We start from the raw sequence: 19,162 nt of genomic DNA on the forward strand, positions 1-19,162 counted from the left end.
TCCTTCCCGGCACGTGGTCACGTGCTCACGGGCCAATCTGCCGAGCGTGGGATGCCACCGGGGTGCGCCTCCAGTGCAGAACAGTTGCTGCTGAATCCGCCGAAACCGCCATCGGACGGGCGGCCAGCGCTGAAGATTGAGGCACCGGCAAATGCTCGCGTCTGAAGGAGTCGTACATGTCGCGATTGGCCGAACTCGGCGTCGCCAAGCGGTTGAGCCTCATCGTGGCCAGCGGTGTGGTCGCGCTGGGCGCCCTGACCGTGATCAGCACCATGAGTCAGGGACAGCTCACCGACCAGGCCGAGAATGTCCGGCGGCTGGAATCGGCCCTGGGCGCGCTGAACCACCTGGACACCCGCCAGTCCGAGCTGAAGGTCGACATGTACCGGCAGCTGCTCGGCCAGGACATGTCCGCCGACGTGGCCGACGACGCGGTCTCGGCGTCCGAGGCGGCCCAGGCCGTGCAGGACGCCGGGTTGCCGGCCCGGATCCAGCCGATGTTCGACGACCTGAAGCCGGACGTGGTGTCGTTCGGCGCGTTCGCCGGTGACTTCGTCAAGCGGGCCGCCACCGACCGCGAGGCGGCCCTGCGCGACATCGACCAGATCCCGGAGCGCAACAACATCTCCGACGACAAGATCGACGCGATCAAGACGGAGCTGGAGAAGGACATCAGCACCGAACGCGGCGACATGACCAGCACCACCAGCCGCACCGCGTGGTTGACCGACGGCGTCGCCCTGCTCGGCCTGCTGCTGCTGATCGGCCTGGCCGTCCCGGTGGCCCGGTCGATCCTGCGGCCGGTCCGCCGCCTCGGCGAGGTGATCGGGAGCCTGTCCCGCGGCGACCTCACCGCGCGCAGCGGGATCACGACCCGCGACGAGATGGGCCGGATGGCCGAGGCCCTGGACAGCGCGCTCGAGTCGATCCACCGGTCGATGGCCGCGATCGGCAGCAACGCCGACGTCCTGGCCAACTCGGCCGGCGAGCTCACCGCGGTGGCGGCCAAGATCGCGGACGCGGCCAACGACACCGACGCGCAGAGCACGTCAGCGTCGGCCGAGGCCGAGGAGATCTCCCGCAACGTGCAGACGGTCGCGGCCGGCTCCGAGGAGATGGGCCTGTCGATCCGCGAGATCTCCAGCAACACCAGCGAGGCCGCGCAGATCGCGGCGGTGGCGGTGTCCGAGTCGGCCCGGGCCACCGAGACGATCCGGCAGCTGGGCGAGTCGTCGGCCGAGATCGGCAACGTGATCAAGCTGATCACGTCGATCGCCGAGCAGACCAACCTGCTGGCCCTGAACGCGACGATCGAGGCGGCCCGGGCCGGTGACGCCGGCAAGGGTTTCGCGGTGGTGGCGTCCGAGGTGAAGGACCTGGCCCAGGAGACGGCGCGGGCGACCGAGGATATCGGCGCCCGGGTCACCGCGATCCAGCAGGACACCGGCGGCGCGGTCGAGGTGATCAGCCGGATCAGCGAGGTGATCGCGAAGATCAACGACTACCAGACCACGATCGCCAGCGCGGTCGAGGAGCAGACCGCCACCACGGCCGAGATGAGCCGCAGCATCAGCGAGGTCGCCTCCGGCAGCAGCCGCATCGCGGCCAACATCGCCGACGTCTCGCACGCCAGCGCTTCCGCGGTGCAGGGCGTCAACCAGACCCGGCAGGCCAGTTCCGAGGTCGCCCGCACCGCCGAGGAGCTCCGCGGGCTGGTCTCCGGCTTCAAGCTCTGAGCATTTGATACTCACCTGCACCGGCCACATACCTTGCTTCACAACGCCGCCGTCCGACTCTTCTCCCAGACGGGAAAGGGCCCGTCGGTGATCAGCGCGGGAGCGAATCGTGGGCGCAGAGCAGGAAACCGTCGTGGCCGGACCGGGCCACACCCTCGATCTGACCGTCGACGCGCACGTGCACACCGGCTTCGCGGCCGGCCGGGACAGCGTCGGCGTGGTCGTCTCGGCCGCCGACCGGGCCGGGCTGACCGCCGTCACCTTCGCCGACCAGGTCGCCCGGGACACCACCTGGCTGCCCGCGTACGCCGACGCCGTGCGCCGGGCCCGCCGGCGCACCGAGCTCACCCTCCGGATCGCCGCCGAGGTCGAGGTCGTCCGGCCGGACGGCTGGCTGGCCTGGCCCTCGGCCGACCTGCCCCACCTCGAGGCCCTCTCGGTCGCCGTCACCCGGCTGCCCGCCGCGGACGGCCCGCTCGGCCCGCGTGAGGTCCGGCAGGCGATCGCCGCCGGCGCCCTGACCGAGGCCGAGGTGGCCGAGATCGTGGTCGGCGCGACGGTCAAGGGCCTGGAGCGCGCCTCCCGCTACGTGCCCACCCAGCTGGCCCGCCCGCTGAGCCTGCTCACCCAGGTCGGCATCGACGACGCGGTGCTCTCCGACGAGGTGCTCGACCACCTGGCCGACGCCTGCCGGAACACCGGCGCCGCGGTCGAGATCAGCGAGGCGTGGCGCAGCCCGTCGGCGCGGCTGGTCGGCCGGCTCCGGGACGCGGGAGTGCCGCTGGTGGCCGCGAGTGACGCCCGATACGCGGCCGAGGTCGGCCAGTGGCAGTACCTGCTCCGGGTCTGAGGGAAATTGCCCTCCGGGTCTGAGGGACAGCACCCTCCGGGTCTGAGGGAAAGCAAGCACACGGCGTGTTCGCGACCGTACTCTCGGTCGCATGAGCCTGGTTCAGCAGAGCATCGAGGTCGGCGCGCCCCTGCACACCGTGTACGAGCAGATCGCCGCGTTCGAGAACTATCCCCGCTTCATGACCGGGGTGGAGCAGGTCACGCCGATCGGCGCCGACCGTACCCATTGGGTGATGGATCTCGACGGGCACCGCCGGGAGTTCGACGCGCAGATCACCGAGCTCGCCCTGGACGAGCGGATCTCCTGGTCGACCACGGACGGTCCGAGGCTCAGCGAGACGATCACGCTGCGGCCGATGAGCGAGACCCGGACCCAGCTGGTCGCGCAACTGGACGCGGACATCGCGTTCCTGCTGCCCAGCGACCGGCACGGCCAGGAGACGCTGACCAAGCAGCTCAAGAACGACCTGACCACCTTCAAGGGCCTGGTGGAGAGCGGGGTGCTGGGCTCGCACACGATGGGCGGCGCCAGCTCGAAGCAGCTCGCCGGCAAGTCCAGCACGGTCTTCGGGAGCCCGCCCACGCCGGCCTCGGTGGCCGCCCGGATCAAGCGGCGCGACCAGCAGCCCCACCCCGGTGCGGGCTGGGGTACGAGCGCCGGGGACCTGGCCCGGATGGGTACGAACGTCGACATCACCTCGGCCCCCGGCATCGACAGCCCGCACGACCTGGAAGACGTGCTCGCCCCCGGCCGGAAGATCGGCGGCACGCGCGGTCTCCGGGGCGGCGCGGCCGGCACCGGGACCGGCACGGCGGCGATGGGCGGGCGTACGCAGGGCCGCGACACCTGGGGCGAAGGCGTGAGCCACGAGGAGGACCGGGGCAGCTCCCACGACTACGGCGGGTGATGTTTCGGGCCGGCTGATAATTCCGTTACAAGCCGCGCACCGAACTTGCAAAGACGACGATCGAACGGCAAGTTAACCGAGTGCAACGCATACCCCTCCAAGAGATCACCGACCGGACGGCCAAGCGCCGCGACGCGTGGTGGACGGTTCTGCTCGTCGACCCGCTGGCGATCCGGCTGGTCCGGCTGGTCTACCCGTACCGCTGGATCACGCCGAACCTGCTCTCGAGCTTCGCGTTCGTCCTCGGTCTCGGGTCCGCGGCCTGCTTCCTGATGCAGGACCGCTGGTGGCTGGTCGCCGGGGCGCTGCTGTTCCACCTGGCCTTCGTGATCGACTGCATGGACGGCAAGATCGCCCGGCTGAACGGCACCGGGACGATCTTCGGTGTCTGGTTCGACTTCATCTTCGACCGCGTCCGCGTGGTCATCTGCGCGATCGCGCTGTTCGGCGGTCAGTACTCGCGGACCGGCGACGTCGCGTGGATCTGGCTCGCCGCCGCGGTGATCGGCATCGACTTCTTCCGCTACCTCAACGGGTCGCAGGTCGGCAAGATCAAGAGCAGCCTGAACGCCCAGCTGGCCGAGGCCCGTGGTGATCGGCCCGACCTGCCGTCGGCCGACGAGGAGGAGTCCGACCCGGACGACGCCAAGCAGGAGGCGCCGGGGCCGATCGAGGGCGAGGGCGGCACCTACCTCCGCATCCGCAACCGGCTGCTGCGCAACCGGATCCGCATCCACCTGTTCAGCGGCATCGAGTACGAGATGACGGTGTTCATCGTCGGCCCGCTGATCGGTTTCGTCTTCTGGACCTCGATCGTCTCCGGCGTGCTGCTGCTGGCCTTCGAGGCCCTGCTCGTGCTGCGCCTCTACCAGCTCGCCCGGCGGTTCCCGAAGCAGCTGGCCAAGGCTCAGGCCGAGGGCGAGGCGGCCCGGGCCGAGGCGGCCGGCGGGAACGGCGACGTCACGACCCCACCGTGGCCGACTCGAGTGTGACGATCAGGCGGGCGCCGCGCGGGTCGACCGGCTCGTAGCGGACCGACCCGCCGTTCGCCTCCACCAGGTGCCGGACGATGAACAGGCCCAGTCCGGCGCCGCGCATGAACCGCCCGAAGAGATCGGGCACCAGCTCGTCCGGGATGCCCGGCCCGTGGTCCCTGACGGTCAGGTCCACGCGGTCGGCCTGCCGCTCGGCCCGGATCTCCACCGGCGCCTCGCCGTAGGCCAGCGCGTTGGCCAGCAGGTTCCGCACCACCGCCTGCACGTGGCCGCGGTCGGCCAGGGCCGAGACGTGGTCGTCGACGAGGACCTCGACCGTGCCACCGGCGGCCGGGCCGGCCGCCGCCACCACCGCCTCCACCACCTCGCGGATCGGCACCGGCGTGCGCCGGGCCGTGACCGAGCCGGTGTCCAGCCGGAACAGCAGCTGGAGGTCGTTCATCATCTTGATCAGCCGGCGGGTGTTCCGGTCGATCTTGGTGGCCAGCTCCTGCCGGATGTCGTCCGGCAGGTCGGCCCAGTCGGCGGTGAGCAGCTCGGCCAGGCTGGCGATCGAGCTGATCGGCTGGGCCACGTCGTGGGTGAGCATCGAGGTCAGGTCGTTCTTGAAGGCCAGCGCGCCGGCCAGCCGGGCGTTCGCCTCGCGCAGCTGCTCGTTGCCGCTCTCCAACTCGGCGGCGTGCGCCCGGACCGACTCCTCGGCCCGCTTCCGGTCGGTGATGTCGACGTAGGTGGCGACGTAGGCCCGGGCCGCGCCGTCCGATCCGGGCACCGCGGCCATCGTGGCCAGCACCGGGACATCGGCGCCGTCGCGGTGCCGCACCGACCAGTCGCCGGTGCCGTCCGGTGGCAGCGTCTCGGGCCGCGAGCCCACCGCGTCCTCGTGCCGGTGCCCGGTCAGCTCCCGCCACCGCCGGTTCACGTCGATGACCCGATGGTCGGCGTCCAGCACCATCACCGCCTCGTTCATCGACTGGAGCAGCGTGTTCGCGAACTCCTGCCGGGTATGCAGCTCGGCCACGAGCTCGCGGTGCCGCCGGTCGGCCGCCTCCAGCGAGCGGATCAGGTGGGCGATCAGGGCCAGCACGGCCAGCGCGGCGAGGATCGCGCCGGTGCTGATGGCGGCCTCGGGCCGGGAGATTCCGGTACGCACGGCGAGCGCGCTGACCAGGGCGGCGAGCACCGGTACGGCGATCAGGGCGGGCAGGGCCCGGCGCACCGTGGTGCCCGCGCCGGCCATCGCCGAGGTGCGCAGCGGTCCCGCCTCCGGCCGGGCCAGGAGCGCGCCCAAGGTCAGGGTGAGCAGGGCGCCGGCCAGGTACGGCGAGATCAGCGGCACCGGGCCGTGGCCGTCCGGGAAGGTGGGCGCGAACATCCGCGGCACCAGGGCGACCAGGGCGATGGTGGCGGCGCCGGCCAGCAGCGGGTCGGCCACCCGGGCGCGGCGGCCGGGCAGGCGCATGTCCAGGACGGCCAGCGCGGTGGCGGCCAGCACGGTGGCCACGCCGGCGGCCGGATGCGAGCCGATGGCCAGCGCGCCGAGCACGCCCGAGGCCGCCGCGAGCAGATATCCGGTGATGCGTACGGAGAGTCGGCGGGCCGGCAGCACGACCAGGACGAGCGCGAGCCCGGCGGGCAGAAAGGCCGGCGCCGGGCTTGGTTCGAGGGTGCTCACCGGCAGGGCGGCGGCACCGTACACAGCTGTCGCGACCCCGGCGCACCCGGCGCCGAGGCGGGACAGCCGGCTCACGTCGTATGCCGCGAACTGCACCCGCGCCCTCTCTCAGACGGGGCAAATGCCTCTAATAGGTAAGACAGCGAGCATATCGCGGCAGAAGCCGTCTAGTGGTTACTGTGCGACACCCGCCCAGATGAAGCCCTTCTCCACCCGGGCCACGGTGGCCAGCCGGGCCAGCTCGGCGCCGTGCTTGTTCGCGTGGTGCCCACAGAAGGCCAGGGTGCCGGTGGGGAGGGTGACCTCCAGCCTGGCGGCCGCGGCGCAGCTGTCGCAGCGTTCGATCAGCTCGTCGACGGTCACGATCTCGGGAGTGCTCACCAGCGTGGTCATCTCGGCTCTCCTAGCTCGGCATGCTGCCTGTTCAGACAGCGGGTACATCGGCCTTCCGGGGTACCGAATTAGCTCTTCATGCCCAACCGGGGCGGGCTGCAACCCAAGGGCAACCCGGCCGGTCCCGGGCGGACTCCGCCCCGGCCACAACATTTCCCCCAGGTGACTTCGGCATGCGTCCCGACTTGGTGACTAGCGCCGCCGAAGCCGATCAGGGGGGACCTGTTTATGACTCGCATCACCGGCCGGCGTCGTGCCGCCCGCTTCGTGCTGACCGCCGGCCTCACCGCCGCGGCCGCCGTCACCGGATTCGCCGGTTCGGCCGCCGCCGCGACACCCGCCGCGCTGCCCACCGGCACGATCCTGGAGGCCGACCGGTCCGCGGCGATCGCGGACAGCTACATCGTCACGTTCCGGCCGGGCACCCGCGCCGCCGACGTGCCGGCCGAGGCTCAGCGCCTGGTCCGTCGCTACGGCGGCGCCGTGCGGGCCAGCTACACCGCGGTCAGCGGGTTCAACGCCGAGATGACGCGTACGCAAGCCGCCCGGCTCGCCGCGCACCCGGCCGTGCAGTCGGTCGAGCAGGACGCCCGGATCACCGCGGACGGCGTACAGAACAACCCGGTCTGGGGCCTGGACCGGATCGACCAGAGCGCGCTGCCGCTGTCGAAGTCGTACACCTACGGCTCGGCGTCCGGCGTGACCGCGTACGTGCTGGACACCGGCATCCGGACCAGCGCCAAGGAGTTCGGCGGGCGGGCCCGGGCCGGGTTCGACGCGATCACCCGCAACGGTGGCGCCGAGGACTGCAACGGGCACGGCACGCACGTGGCCGGGACGATCGGTGGCGCCACGTACGGCGTGGCCAAGGACGTGAAGCTGGTCGCCGTGCGGGTGCTCGACTGCCAGGGCAGCGGCTCGTACTCGGCGATCATCGCCGGCATCGACTGGGTCACCAGGAACGCCGCCAAGCCGGCCGTGGCCAACATGAGCCTCGGCGGCACCACCAGCAAGACCCTGGACGACGCGGTGAAGAAGTCGATCGCCTCCGGCGTGACGTACGCGCTGGCCGCCGGCAACGACGACAAGGACGCCTGCCAGCAGTCGCCGGCCCGGCAGCCGGACGCGATCACGGTCGCCGCCACCGACAACACGGACACCCGGGCGACTTTCAGCAACTACGGGACGTGCGTCGACATCTTCGCGCCCGGCGTGAAGATCGTCTCGGCGTCGTCGTCCTCGGACACCGCCACCAAGACCATGAGCGGCACCTCGATGGCCAGCCCGCACGTGGCCGGTGCGGCCGCCCTGGTCCTCGGCGCCGACCCGAAGCTCACGCCGGCCCAGGTCCGGGACGCGCTGGTGTCGCACGCTTCGACGAAGGTCCAGGATCGGGCCGGTTCGCCGGCCAAGCTGCTCGACACCAGCTGGCTCAACGCGCGATGACAGCGGCTCAACGCGCGATGACAGCGGCTCAACGCGCGATAACAGCACCGGAAAGCCCGGAACCGGCAATGACCGGCCCCGGCTACGGATAGCGTGATTCGCGGAACCAAACCCCTGCGAGGAGGGACCCATGTCGGAGGTCTACGAGAACCGTCCGACCGTGCTCGTCGTCGACGACGAAGAGGATCTGCGCGACATCATGCGGCGGATGCTCGAGCGCCGCGGATTCGACACCCTGGTCGCGCCGGACTCCGAGTCGGCCATCGCCACCTGCCGTGAGCACGACGGCGAGATCGACGTGCTGATCACCGACCTGGGCCTGCCCGGCGCCTCCGGCGGCGAGCTGTCCCGGGCGGCCACGTCGCTGCGGCCGGGCATGGGCGTGGTCTACATCTCCGGTCTGCCCAAGGACATCGCGGTGACCAAGGGCCTGATCGGCGAGGACGCCCTGCTGGTCAAGAAACCGTTCACCTCCGACCTGCTGATCGAGGCGCTCCGCGTGGTGATGGCGCAGCGGGCCGGTTCCACGCCCTAGCATCACGACATAGAGACACCTGGCGCCGTCGGCCTTCCTGGCCGGCGGCGCCGTTTCGTGCCCGGACCCGAAAGATGTCAACCTTCTGCGTACTCCCGTCGTCTTGACCGAGACGAGAGGAGAGCGATGGTGACGGCCGCATCGCCAAAGTGGCCACGAGCACCGCGTGGGAGGCGATCATCCCGTCCAAGGGCGGTCCCCAGAAGGGCACCTACGCGGCCACGCTGGAGCTGTTCGACTACGGCGCCCCGGTGTCGGTCAAGCGTCCGAAGGACGTGGTGCCGGCCACCTGACCGTCAGCTCGCCGAGGCGCCACCGGTTCGGCTCGTGCGACACGGGCAGTCCGGCGGCGTGCAGGGCGGCGACGGCCTGACGCCAGCGCTGCCGGGGGCCGAACGGCCCGGCCGCCACGTCCCAGGCGTGACCCAGCGCCGTCAGGAACTCGTGGATCGGCCGGCCCGGGACGTTGTGGTGGATCAGCGCCTTGGGCAGCCGCTCGGCGAAGGTCGCCGGATGGTCCAGATCGGACAGCCGGGCCGACAGGGTCAGGGTGAGCGGGCTCCCGTTCTCGACGTAGGCCCAGGCCGCCACCCGGCCCAGCTCGTCGCAGGTGCCCTCGACCAGCGCCGCGCCGGTCGCGGTCATCGTCCGCCAGGCCGTGGCCACCTCGGCCTCGTCGTACTGGCGCAGCACGTTCAGGGCGCGGACCACGACCGGGCGCAGGCCGGCCAGCTCGAACCCGCCGCGGCGGAACTCCAGCCGTGGTGGGTCGGCGGCCGGAAGGGCCGCGGCGACGCGTACCGGATCGATCTCCAGACCGACCACCGCGACATCGCGCCGGACCCGGGTGGCCAGCCGCTCCCGCAGCTCGATCGCGGTCACCGGCGTCGCGCCGAAGCCCAGATCGACCACCAGCGGGTCGGCCGCCGCGGCGAGCCGGGCGCCGCAGCGGTACGCGATCCAGTTGTCGACGCGGCGCAACCGGTTCGGGTTGGTCGTGCCCCGGGTGACCGCGCCGACGGGCTTCACTTCTGCCGGAACACCTTGTGCTGCGCGGCCTGCACGATCGGGCGCACCACCAGCCGGTCGATGTTGACGTGCTGCGGCCGGGTCGCCGTCCACGCCACGCAGTCCGCGATGTCCTCGGCGACCAGCGGCTCGGGAACACCGTCGTAGATCGCGTCCGCCTTGGCCTGATCGCCGAAGCGGTTGAGCGAGAACTCGTCGGTGCGCACCATGCCCGGGTCGATCTCGATCACCCGGACCGGCTTGCCGACGATCTCCAGGCGCAGGGTCCCGACCAGCGCGGCCTGGGCGTGTTTGGCCGCGCTGTACCCGCCACCGCCCTCGTAGACCACGAACGACGCGGTCGAGCCGATCGTCACGATCGTCCCGGCGCCGCCGGCCTCCAGCGCCGGCAGCAGGGCCTGGGTGACCCGCAGGGTGCCGAGCACGTTCACGTCGTACATCCACTGCCAGTCCTTGACCGAGCCGGACGCGACCGGGTCGCCGCCGTGGGCGCCACCGGCGTTGTTGACCAGCAGGGTGAGTGTCCCGTCGAGGCCGGCCACGGTCGCCCGGAGCCGTTCCACCGACGCGTCGTCGGTGATGTCGCACTCCACGGCGGTGGCGTCACCGGTCTCCTTGACCAGCGCCTCCAGCCGGTCGGCCCGCCGGGCGGCGGCGACCACGTGGAAGCCCTCGGCGACCAGCCGGCGGGCCGTGGCCGCGCCGATCCCGCTGGACGCTCCCGTGACCACGGCGATGTTCTTAGTCATGCCCCCGATCCTGCCTCATGCTGAGCCTTCCTTTGTCATGCCCTCTTGGCCCTCGCCCGCGGCCACGTGGGGCCGCCGCCGGCGATTGCCGCTCGGTGCAATCGGTCATGACCTCGGTCACCCTCGACCGGTAGCGTGTTGGGTTCAGTGCACGTCGATGGGGAAGATGAACAACGTCGTATTAGTTGTCCGTAACGATTGCCCCCCTCGAGAGGACCTGACGTGGCTGAGCCGCTGGCCGCATTGAGCTGGCCGACCCCCCGGCGCATTGCCACACTCTCCGTACACACCTCGCCGCTCGAGCAGCCGGGCACCGGCGACGCCGGCGGCATGAACGTGTACATCGTCGAGACCGCGAAACGCCTGGCCAGACTGGGTGTCGAGGTCGAGGTGTTCACCCGGGCCACCTCGTCCGAGCTGCCCCCGGTGGTCGAGATGGCGCCCGGCGTCACCGTCCGCCACGTGACCGCCGGCCCGTTCGAAGGTCTGTCGAAGGAAGAGTTGCCGTCCCAGCTGTGCGCGTTCCTCAACGGCGTGCTGCGCGCCGAGGCGGCCCACCCGCCCGGCCACTACGACCTCATCCACTCCCACTACTGGCTGTCCGGCCAGGTGGGCTGGCTGGCCCGCGAGCGCTGGGGCGTGCCACACGTGCACACCGCGCACACCCTGGCCAAGGTCAAGAACAGGCTGATCGCCGCCGGTGACCGGCCCGAGCCCAAGGCCCGGCTGATCGGTGAGGAGCAGGTGGTCGCCGAGTCGGACGCGCTGGTGGCCAACACTCGCTTCGAGGCGCAGGACCTGGTCGCCTGCTACGACGCCGACCCGGCCCGGCTGAGCGTGGTGCAGCCCGGCGTCGACCTGGGCCGGTTCCGGCCGGGGCCGCGCGACCGCGCCCGGTTCGGCCTGCCCGAGACCGGCCACGTGGTCTCGTTCGTCGGCCGGATCCAGCCGCTCAAGGGCCCGGACGTGCTGATCCGGGCGCTGGCCGCGCTCCGCGCCCGAGACCCGGGCCTTCCGGTGACCGTGGTCATCTGCGGCGGGCCCAGCGGCACCGGACTGGACCGGCCGACCTCGCTGATCGAGCTGGCCGAGTCGCTCGGCGTCGCCGAGTCGGTGGTCTTCCTGCCGCCGCAGACCGGTGAGGGGCTGGCCACTCTGTACCGCACCTCCGACCTGGTCGCGGTGCCGTCCCACAACGAGTCGTTCGGGCTGGTCGCGCTGGAGGCGCAGGCGTGCGGGACGCCGGTGGTCGCGGCCGCGGTCGGCGGCCTGGTCACCGCCGTGCGTGACGGCATCAGCGGGGTGCTGGTCGACGGGCACGATCCGGAGGACTGGGGCCGGGTCCTGGGCCGGCTGCTGGCCGCGCCGGGCTTCCGGGCCGAACTGTCGACCGGGGCGGTCGCGCACGCGGCCGGGTTCTCCTGGGACCGTACGGCCGAGGGCCTGCTCCGCGTCTACCGTGAGGCGGTGACCGCGCACCGGGCGCTGATCGCGGCGCGCTTGGAGGCGTACGCATGGTGAAGGATCTGATCGAGAAGGTCTGCGCCGAGCGCGAACTGGAGTGCGAGCCGACCGGTGCCAACTCGTGGGTGGTCACGCTGCCCGGCACCCACAAGCTCAAGACCGCGTGCAACCTGATCGCCGGCGAGCACGCCCTGCGCATAGAGGCGTTCGTGATGCGGCAGCCCGACGAGAACCGCGAGGAGCTCTGGGCGTGGCTGTTGCGGCGCAACGCCCGGATGTACGCGGTGAGCTTCTCGATCGACGCCGGCGGCGACGTCTACCTGACCGGTCGCGTCTCGCTGCGGTCGCTGGACGAGGACGAACTGGACCGGCTCCTCGGCGCGGTGCTGACGTACGCCGACGAGTCCTTCGACCCGATGCTCGAGATCGGCTTCGGCGAGTCCATCCGGCGTGAGTGGGCGTGGCGGGTCAAGCGCGGCGAGTCCCTGGCCAACCTGAAAGCCTTCGAGCACTTCGCCCGACCAGCCGATTAGGCGACCAGCTCGGCGGCGACCAGATCGTTCAGATCGATGTACGGCAGCAGCCGGCCCTGAGCCTCGGTGCCGATCTTCACCAGCGGCCCGCGCTGCAACATCGTGGCCGGGTCGCCGGTCGGGGCCGGGCTGATCTCCTCCCACACCGAGTCCTCGATCGCGTGCAGGGCGGGCACCACGAACCCGACCAGCTCGCCGCCGGGCGTGTCCACCAGCAGCACCCGCGCGGCGGCGGTGTCCACCGGGTCGGGCAGGCCGAGCAGCAGGCTGAGGGAGAGCAGCGGCACCGACAACTTGCGGTGGGTGAAGACGCCGAGCAGTTCGCCCCCGCTGTCCATGGCGATCGCGTGCTCCGGGTACGGCACGATCTCGGTGATCTGCTCCAGCGGCGTGGCCGCCTCCATCCCGACGCTGTAGGTCAGGAACTTGCGGACCCGCGGCTGGATCCGCCGGCCGTCGTGCGTCTTCCCGGCCGTCCCGCCGCCCTTGGCCGGCGCCGCCTCCGCAGCGGGCATGCCGGTCGAGGCCGAGGCGTCCAGCGGCAGGCCGAGGCCCGCGAGGGTGTCCAGTTCGGCGTCCGCCCGCAGGGCCGCGCCATTCAGCAGCAGGTGCTGGCGGCCGCCCTCGACCCGGAGGATGCCGTCCAGGAAGCCGCCCTTGCGCATGCCCACCGGCGGCAGCGGCAGCACGTCGTCGATCGGCACCGCCGCGATGTCCGAGATGTCAGAGACGGTGAGGACGACGAGGCCGCGTTCGGTGGCCAGCACCAGCCCGCGCAGCTTCCCGTCGTCGGGCAGCGCGCCCAGCCCGAGCAGCCCGAGCGGGTCGACCGCGGGCACCGCCCGGCCGTGCAGGTGCACGACGCCCCGGCAGGTCGCCCCGTCCAATGGGGACGGATGCAGGGTCAGCTGCGGGATCACCGAGTGTACGTGGGTCACGTCGATGCTCAGCCCGACCGCGCCACACTGCAGCAGCAGGACCGTACGCCGGGAGGAGTCCACGCCGCCGCCGACCGGCGGGCGCAACCCCACGTCCTTGACCACCGGGATGCCCGGGCGGGCGGCGATCGCGGCCGCGTCCAGCAGGGACACCACGGCCCGGTCCTCGGGCCGCTCGAAGGTGTGCGAGAACAGCGCCCGGCCCTCACCGGCCACATTGGTCTCCAGCAGCCCGTCCGCGGTGACCCGGGCGACCCCCTCGATCTCGTCGGCGAGCAGCCCGAACACCTGGCCCTCCCGGGCCACGATCACGATCACCCGGCCGCCCTCGTCGCTGTCGTGCGCGCCGAAGCCGGCCAGCCGGCACAGATCCAGCACCGGGATCACCACGTGCCGCAGGTTCACGGCGCCGAGCAGGCCGTCCGCCGCCGCGGGCAGCGGGCTGAACTTCGGCGGCCGCATGATCACCTCGCGCAGCTCGTCCAGGGGCAGCGCCACCCGGACGTCGCCGGCGTGGAACACCCCGTAGAGGGCGTCGGTGGTGCTCGTGGTCACCGGTCTGCCTCACCGCTGCCGAGCAGTTCCTTGATGTGACCGGAGACGGCCCGGGACGCGGTCTGCTGGAGCGTGGTCGAGTCGGCGATCCGTTTGATCGACTCGCTGGTCGAGGCGACGCTCTTCAGGATCATCCCGAATGCTTCCTGCGCCCGGTGCGACACCTGCGAGCCCTGGCCGACCCGGGCCGCCGACTCGTGGATCAGCGTGGTGATCTCGCGGGCCGCGTCGGACGAGCGCTCGGCCAGCTTGCGCACCTCGCCGGCGACCACCGAGAAGCCGACGCCGTGCTCGCCGGCCCGGGCCGCCTCGATCGAGGCGTTGAAGGCCAGCAGGTTGGTCTGGCCGGCGATCTCGCCGATCACGTTGACGATCGCGGCGATCTGGTCGGAGGACCGCTCGATCAGGTCGATCGCCTCGATCGCGTTGCGCAGTTCCTCGTACCCGTCCTGGGCGTTCTGCTGTGTCTCCCCGGCCAGCGTGCTGGCCTGCTGCGCGCTCACCGTGATCTCGTCGATCGACCCGGTCAGGGCCGTGATCGACTGGCTCATCTCCTGGGTCTTGGCCGAGATGCGCTGTTCCATCGCGACCTGGTCGGTGATGTCGTGCGCGTACTTGACGACCTTGAACGGCTCGCCCTTGGTGTTGAAGATCGGGTTGTACGTGGCCTGGATCCACACGTCCCGGCTGAACTTGCCGATCCGGTGGAACCGCCCGGCCAGGTATTCGCCCTTGCGCAGCCGCAGCCAGAAGTCCCGGTACTCGGCCGAGGTCACGTAGTCGCCGGCGCACAGCATCGAGTGGTGCTGGCCGACCAGCTCCCGGGCCGAGTAGCCGAGGGTGCGCTGGAAGTTCTCGTTGGCCATCAGGATGTTGCCCTCGAGGTCGAACTCGATGACCGCCTGGGCTCGGTTGATGGCCAGGTCCTTGCCCTGGTACTCGGCGTTGCGCAGCTTGGTCCCGGTCACGTCGACCGCGTACTTGACCACCTTGTACGGCTTGCCGTCGAGATCGAAGATCGGATTGTAGGTGGCCTGCAGCCAGATCTCCCGGTCGCCCTTGGCCACCCGCTTGTACTCGCCCGAGTCGAATTCGCCGCGGCCCAGCTTCTCCCAGAACGCCGCGTACTCCGCGCTGTTGGCCGACTCCGCATCCACGAACATCCGATGGTGCTGGCCGCGGATCTCGGCCAGCGAGTAGCCCATGGTGTCGACGAAGTTCTGGTTGGCGTCCAGGATCCGGCCCGTCAGGTCGAACTCGACGACCGCCTGGGCCCGGCCGATCGCCGACACCTTGCCCTCGTACTCGGCGTTGCGCAGCTTGCCGTCGGTGACCTCGGTCGCGTACTTGACCACCTTGAAGGGCCGGCCCTCGAGATCGAAGATCGGGTTGTACGAGGCCAGCAGCCAGATGTCCCGCCCGCCCTTGGCGACCCGGCGGTACTCCCCGGCCTCGTACTCGCCACGGCTGAGGCGCTGCCAGAACGCGGCGTACTCCTGGCTCCGGGCGTGTTCGGCGTCGACGAAGATCCGGTGATGCTGGCCGCGGATCTCGTCCATCGTGTAGCCCATGGTGGTCAGGAAGTTCTCGTTCGCCTCGAGGATGTGGCCGTTCAGATCGAACTCGACGACCGCCTGGGACCGGCTGATCGCGGACACCTTCCCGACGTACTCAGCACTCTTGATCTTGCTGTCGGTGACCTCGGTCGCGTACTTGACGACCTTGAAGGGCCGCCCGTCCAGATCGAAGATCGGGTTGTACGTGGCCTGGAGCCAGACCTCCCGGCCGCCCTTGGCCAGCCGCTTGTACTCGCCCGTCTCGAACTCGCCCCGGGACAGCGCCTGCCAGAAGTTCCGGTAGGCGGCCCCGCGCGCCTCCTGCTCGTCCACGAACATCCGGTGATGCTGGCCGCGGACCTCGTCGATCGTGTAACCCATGGTGTTCAGGAAGTTCTGGTTCGCGTCCAGGATCAGGCCGTTGAGGTCGAACTCGATCACCGCCTGGGCCCGGCCGATCGCGGTCACCTTGCCCTCGTACTCGGCGTTGCGCAGCTTGGTCTCGGTGACGTCCAGGGCGTACTTGACGACCTTGTACGGCCGGCCGTCCAGGTTGAGGATCGGGTTGTAGGTGGCCCGGATCCACACCTCCCGCCCGCCCCGCCCGACCCGCTTGAACTCGCCGCTCTCCACCTCGCCGTTGCGCAGCCGCTCCCAGAGCTGGGCGTGCTCGGTGCTCTCGGCGTACCGCTCCTCGCACAGCAACCGGTGGTGCTGGCCGACCAGGTCGCCGAGCGCGTAGCCGGTCAGCTCCAGGAAGTTCTCGTTCGCGCTGAGGATGAGGCCGTCCAGGTCGAACTCGATGACGGCCTGGGCGCGGTCGATCGCCGTGTACTTGCCCTTCAGCTCGGTGACCTGCCGGCGGTCCTCGGTGATGTCGTACGCGGTGATCAGCACCAGCGTCCGCTCCGGCTCCACCGGCCCGCAGTTGATCCGCAGCCACCGGGTGCGCTCGGTGCTGTCGATCACGGATGTGACCTGCTCCAGGTACTGGCCGTCGCGGGCGGCATCGAGCAGCCGGTCCACCGCGGTGGCCGACGCGTTCCACAACGCGGCCAGCTGCTCGCCGCGGACCTCGGCCTCGGGCCGCCCGATGAGCTCACAGAACCGCTCGTTGGCCGACACCACCTCGCCGTTGCGGGCGCTGACCGTGGCGACGAGCCGCTCGTGCAGCAGCAGCTCCAGCGCGGCGCGGTTCAGCGGCCGGTCGTCAGCGGTGGGGGTGGGCTGGGCCATCAGGGCTCCCGTGACTCGATGCCGGCAATCACCTCACCGTTCGGCAACCGGATCGAAACCCTGAGACGGCCCGTTGCTGTCGATGCCCGTTTTCGACGAACTTATGCCTGATTCATGCCCGGTTCGACCCTGGTTCCTGGTTCCCGTCGGGCGGGGGAGGGCGCCTCATCCGGTCGGTGACCTCGGGCGCCTCGGCCGTTCGGCCAGCTGTGACGGTTCAGACAGATGGCAGACAGCCAACTAGCTTGCCCCCCATTGCGCCATCCAACTAGCGTAGTCAATGAACACCGAACCGTTAGTTCGGGGAACGGGTCGACCGCTAGCGGTCACCGCGGTTCGGTGTTTGGGGACGGGTGGCACTAAGCCGTTGGGGGACGGCGCGACCCGAGACCGGCGGTTAGTGCGGGCGACGCCTATGGGGATGGGCGTCGTCCGCCGCCGCCGGCGATTCGATCTCCACCCCTCTTCCGTTCCGCCGGAAATGCCCCCTCCCTCCGCCGCCCCGGAAATGGTGGAAGTTCTCAGCTCGCGGGTTTGCCGGCCAGGAGATGCAGTCCCGCGGCTGTTGCGGCTGTTGCCACCCAATGGGCGTTGCCCATTGTTTCGAGGCTGACGCCTCCGATTGCCGGAGCCAGGAAGTTGGCCGCCGGGACCCACGAAGATCAGGATGATGTGATCTTTGGCGATCGTTCTCAGGGCGGCCTTCGGACGGTCCTCTGTGGTCGTTGTTTCCTTCACCTTTCAGGTCAGGATTAATGCCGTCAGCAGTGTGCAGGCTGCATCGATGAGAAACAGCGCGGTGTCGCTCCAGGTGGCCAAAGGTTCGGGCAATCGACGAAGCGCCGGCCGGCACGGGTTGAACGCCCAGAATCGCAGGTTGAAAGCTCTCGATCAGCGGTCCTCGCGTGCCGGCGACGCACCGCGACGCTCCTTCAGTTAGTTGGCCTAACAGTTGACGACCCTAGGCCCCACGGGCGGCCGTTCACGATGGCGCGGCAGTATGAGACGCATGACAGGGACCCTGGTGCTGCTGCGGCACGGTGAAAGCGAATGGAATGCCAAGAACCTCTTCACCGGGTGGGTCGACGTCGACCTGACCGCCAAAGGTGAGGACGAGGCGCGGCGCGGCGGCGTACTGATCAAGGACTCCGGCCTGCGGCTGGATGTCGTGCACACGAGCGTGCTGCGGCGCGCGATCCGCACCAGCGAGATCGCCCTGCACGCGGCGGACCGGCACTGGATCCCGGTGAAGCGGTCCTGGCGCCTCAACGAGCGTCACTACGGCGCGCTGCAGGGCAAGGACAAGAAGCAGACCCTCCAGGAGTACGGCGAGGAGCAGTTCATGCTCTGGCGCCGGTCGTACGACACCCCGCCGCCGGCCATCGAGATCGGCGACGAGTACTCGCAGTACGACGACCCGCGGTACGCCGACCTGCCGCCGGAGATCAAGCCGCGCACCGAGTGCCTCAAGGACGTGCTCGAGCGGGCCCTCCCGTACTGGTACGACCAGATCGTGCCCGACCTGCGCCTGGGCAAGACCGTGCTGGTCGCGGCGCACGGCAACTCGCTGCGGGCCATCGTCAAGCACCTCGACCAGGTCTCCGACGAGGCGATCGCCAAGCTGAACATCCCGACCGGCATCCCGCTGCGCTACGACCTCGACGACGACCTGCGCCCGGTCACCACCGGCGGGGCGTACCTCGACCCGGACGCCGCCGTCGAGGCGGCCGCCGCGGTCGCCAACCAGGGGCGCTGACACACGACTGAGGGGGCGCCCCCGTGGCGCCCCCTCAGTCGTCAGTACGACGGTCAGTCGGTGATCGGTTCACCGGTCACCAGGAACGCGAGTTGCTCCTCGGGGTTGAGCGACACTGCTCGGCCTGCTAGTCGGTGATCGGTTCGCCGGTCACCAGGAAGGCGAGCTGTTCGCCGATGTTGACCGCGTGGTCGGCGTAGCGCTCGTAGAAGCGGCCCAGCAGGGCGCCGTCGATCGCCGTCTCGGCGCCGTACGGCCAGTCGTCGTGCAGCAGGATCTTGAAGAGCTCCCGCTCCAGCTCGTCCATCGCGTCGTCGTCCTTCTCCAGCTCCTCGGCCGCGCCGGCCTCGGGGCTGGCGAGCAGTCCGGTGATCTTCTCGGCCATCAGGTCGGCCCGCTCGGCCATGCTCTGGAAGACGCCGCGCAGCTCGGCCGGGACCGCGGGCGACGGGTGCCGCCGCTGTGCGGTCTTGGCCACGTGCTCGGCCAGGTCGCCCATCCGCTCCAGGTCGGCGGAGATGTGCAGGGCCGTGATCACGGTCCGCAGGTCGCTCGCGACCGGCGCCTGGCGGGCGATCGTGTCCGCGACCTTGGTCTCCACCTGGGCGTAGAGCTTGTCCACCTCGGCGTCCCGCTCCATCACCGCCCGGGCGGCCTCGATATCGGCGGTGAGCAGGGCCTTGGTCGCCTTCTTCATCGCGGCGCGTACGGCTTCGGCCATGGTCACCAGCAGCCGGTTGACCTCGGCCAGGTCGGCCCGGAATTCCTCGCGCATCGTCACGTCCTGTTGTCGGTCGGGGCTGTCG

The 19,162-nt window shown here is 70.6% G+C and carries 17 protein-coding genes; 10 read left to right on the plus strand and 7 right to left on the minus strand.

The window, feature by feature from the left end; genetic code table 11:
• Positions 1 to 176 precede the first annotated feature (176 nt).
• From AB0O15_RS03815 to AB0O15_RS03830, 4 genes are all read left to right on the plus strand, one after another.
• Positions 177 to 1,736: a methyl-accepting chemotaxis protein gene (locus AB0O15_RS03815; RefSeq protein WP_364313609.1), complete on the plus strand. Its 1,560-nt coding sequence runs from the start codon at positions 177 to 179 to the stop codon at positions 1,734 to 1,736.
• Between the two features lie 109 nt (positions 1,737 to 1,845).
• Positions 1,846 to 2,586: a hydrolase gene (locus tag AB0O15_RS03820; protein ID WP_364313612.1), complete on the plus strand. Its 741-nt coding sequence runs from the start codon at positions 1,846 to 1,848 to the stop codon at positions 2,584 to 2,586.
• Positions 2,587 to 2,677: 91 nt separating this feature from the next.
• Positions 2,678 to 3,496 (plus strand): SRPBCC family protein, encoded by an 819-nt coding sequence (locus AB0O15_RS03825; protein ID WP_364313615.1) that lies wholly within the window; start codon positions 2,678 to 2,680, stop codon positions 3,494 to 3,496.
• 80 nt (positions 3,497 to 3,576) lie between these two features.
• The gene (locus AB0O15_RS03830; RefSeq protein WP_364313618.1) at positions 3,577 to 4,488 is read left to right on the plus strand and encodes a CDP-alcohol phosphatidyltransferase family protein; all 912 of its coding nucleotides are present in this window, start codon (positions 3,577 to 3,579) and stop codon (positions 4,486 to 4,488) included.
• Here AB0O15_RS03830 and AB0O15_RS03835 read toward each other — a convergent pair.
• Both AB0O15_RS03835 and AB0O15_RS03840 read right to left on the minus strand, forming a co-directional pair.
• Positions 4,457 to 6,262 (minus strand): PAS domain-containing sensor histidine kinase, encoded by a 1,806-nt coding sequence (locus tag AB0O15_RS03835; protein WP_364313621.1) that lies wholly within the window; start codon positions 6,260 to 6,262, stop codon positions 4,457 to 4,459. The two genes, AB0O15_RS03830 and AB0O15_RS03835, sit on opposite strands and share 32 nt — an antisense overlap.
• A 78-nt stretch (positions 6,263 to 6,340) precedes the next feature.
• Positions 6,341 to 6,559, minus strand: a complete 219-nt coding sequence (locus AB0O15_RS03840) for a hypothetical protein (RefSeq protein WP_364313624.1) — start codon at positions 6,557 to 6,559, stop codon at positions 6,341 to 6,343.
• 228 nt (positions 6,560 to 6,787) lie between these two features.
• Between AB0O15_RS03840 and AB0O15_RS03845 the strand changes: the two genes are divergently transcribed.
• The 3 genes from AB0O15_RS03845 to AB0O15_RS03855 all read left to right on the plus strand — a co-directional run bounded on the left by AB0O15_RS03845 (position 6,788) and on the right by AB0O15_RS03855 (position 8,833).
• Complete coding sequence (locus AB0O15_RS03845) at positions 6,788 to 8,005, plus strand: S8 family peptidase (RefSeq protein ID WP_364313626.1); 1,218 nt, start codon at positions 6,788 to 6,790, stop codon at positions 8,003 to 8,005.
• Positions 8,006 to 8,135: 130 nt separating this feature from the next.
• Complete coding sequence (locus tag AB0O15_RS03850) at positions 8,136 to 8,540, plus strand: response regulator (RefSeq protein WP_364313628.1); 405 nt, start codon at positions 8,136 to 8,138, stop codon at positions 8,538 to 8,540.
• 149 nt (positions 8,541 to 8,689) lie between these two features.
• Positions 8,690 to 8,833, plus strand: a complete 144-nt coding sequence (locus AB0O15_RS03855) for a hypothetical protein (protein ID WP_364313630.1) — start codon at positions 8,690 to 8,692, stop codon at positions 8,831 to 8,833.
• Here the strand turns inward: AB0O15_RS03855 and AB0O15_RS03860 are convergent.
• Both AB0O15_RS03860 and AB0O15_RS03865 read right to left on the minus strand, forming a co-directional pair.
• Positions 8,799 to 9,569, minus strand: a complete 771-nt coding sequence (locus AB0O15_RS03860; RefSeq protein WP_364313632.1) for a class I SAM-dependent methyltransferase — start codon at positions 9,567 to 9,569, stop codon at positions 8,799 to 8,801. The two genes, AB0O15_RS03855 and AB0O15_RS03860, sit on opposite strands and share 35 nt — an antisense overlap.
• Positions 9,566 to 10,318, minus strand: coding sequence for an SDR family oxidoreductase (locus tag AB0O15_RS03865; RefSeq protein ID WP_364313635.1), 753 nt, complete (start codon positions 10,316 to 10,318; stop codon positions 9,566 to 9,568). Before AB0O15_RS03865 ends, AB0O15_RS03860 begins: the two co-directional genes overlap by 4 nt.
• Positions 10,319 to 10,540: 222 nt before the next feature.
• On the opposite strand from AB0O15_RS03865, the gene mshA reads away from it, so the two are divergent.
• Positions 10,541 to 11,839 (plus strand): D-inositol-3-phosphate glycosyltransferase, encoded by a 1,299-nt coding sequence (gene mshA / locus AB0O15_RS03870; protein ID WP_364313638.1) that lies wholly within the window; start codon positions 10,541 to 10,543, stop codon positions 11,837 to 11,839.
• On the plus strand, positions 11,833 to 12,315 hold the full coding sequence (locus AB0O15_RS03875; RefSeq protein WP_364313640.1) for a YbjN domain-containing protein: 483 nt from the start codon (positions 11,833 to 11,835) through the stop codon (positions 12,313 to 12,315). The genes mshA and AB0O15_RS03875 overlap by 7 nt, the downstream gene beginning before the upstream one ends.
• Here AB0O15_RS03875 and AB0O15_RS03880 read toward each other — a convergent pair.
• Both AB0O15_RS03880 and AB0O15_RS03885 read right to left on the minus strand, forming a co-directional pair.
• A complete protein-coding gene (locus tag AB0O15_RS03880) occupies positions 12,312 to 13,808 on the minus strand; it encodes a chemotaxis protein CheW (protein WP_364313643.1) in 1,497 nt (498 codons plus the stop codon). The genes AB0O15_RS03875 and AB0O15_RS03880 overlap by 4 nt on opposite strands.
• Complete coding sequence (locus AB0O15_RS03885) at positions 13,805 to 16,600, minus strand: PAS domain S-box protein (protein ID WP_364313646.1); 2,796 nt, start codon at positions 16,598 to 16,600, stop codon at positions 13,805 to 13,807. Before AB0O15_RS03885 ends, AB0O15_RS03880 begins: the two co-directional genes overlap by 4 nt.
• Positions 16,601 to 17,609: 1,009 nt before the next feature.
• Between AB0O15_RS03885 and AB0O15_RS03890 the strand changes: the two genes are divergently transcribed.
• A complete protein-coding gene (locus AB0O15_RS03890; RefSeq protein WP_364313648.1) occupies positions 17,610 to 18,356 on the plus strand; it encodes a phosphoglyceromutase in 747 nt (248 codons plus the stop codon).
• A gap of 127 nt (positions 18,357 to 18,483) precedes the next feature.
• Here the strand turns inward: AB0O15_RS03890 and phoU are convergent, their stop codons facing one another.
• Positions 18,484 to 19,131: a phosphate signaling complex protein PhoU gene (gene phoU / locus AB0O15_RS03895; RefSeq protein ID WP_364313650.1), complete on the minus strand. Its 648-nt coding sequence runs from the start codon at positions 19,129 to 19,131 to the stop codon at positions 18,484 to 18,486.
• Positions 19,132 to 19,162: the final 31 nt, after the last annotated feature.

Source organism: Actinoplanes sp. NPDC089786 (assembly GCF_040684855.1).
Lineage (GTDB): Bacteria > Actinomycetota > Actinomycetes > Mycobacteriales > Micromonosporaceae > Actinoplanes.

Coding starts and splice junctions, on each gene's coding strand:
- AB0O15_RS03815 (WP_364313609.1), top strand. CDS start 177: ATGTCGCGATTGGCCGAACTCGGCGTCGCCAAGCGGTTGAGCCTCATC.
- AB0O15_RS03825 (WP_364313615.1), top strand. CDS start 2,678: ATGAGCCTGGTTCAGCAGAGCATCGAGGTCGGCGCGCCCCTGCACACC.
- AB0O15_RS03840 (WP_364313624.1), bottom strand. CDS start 6,559: ATGACCACGCTGGTGAGCACTCCCGAGATCGTGACCGTCGACGAGCTG.
- AB0O15_RS03845 (WP_364313626.1), top strand. CDS start 6,788: ATGACTCGCATCACCGGCCGGCGTCGTGCCGCCCGCTTCGTGCTGACC.
- AB0O15_RS03850 (WP_364313628.1), top strand. CDS start 8,136: ATGTCGGAGGTCTACGAGAACCGTCCGACCGTGCTCGTCGTCGACGAC.
- AB0O15_RS03865 (WP_364313635.1), bottom strand. CDS start 10,318: ATGACTAAGAACATCGCCGTGGTCACGGGAGCGTCCAGCGGGATCGGC.
- AB0O15_RS03875 (WP_364313640.1), top strand. CDS start 11,833: ATGGTGAAGGATCTGATCGAGAAGGTCTGCGCCGAGCGCGAACTGGAG.
- AB0O15_RS03885 (WP_364313646.1), bottom strand. CDS start 16,600: ATGGCCCAGCCCACCCCCACCGCTGACGACCGGCCGCTGAACCGCGCC.
- AB0O15_RS03890 (WP_364313648.1), top strand. CDS start 17,610: ATGACAGGGACCCTGGTGCTGCTGCGGCACGGTGAAAGCGAATGGAAT.
- phoU (WP_364313650.1), bottom strand. CDS start 19,131: ATGCGCGAGGAATTCCGGGCCGACCTGGCCGAGGTCAACCGGCTGCTG.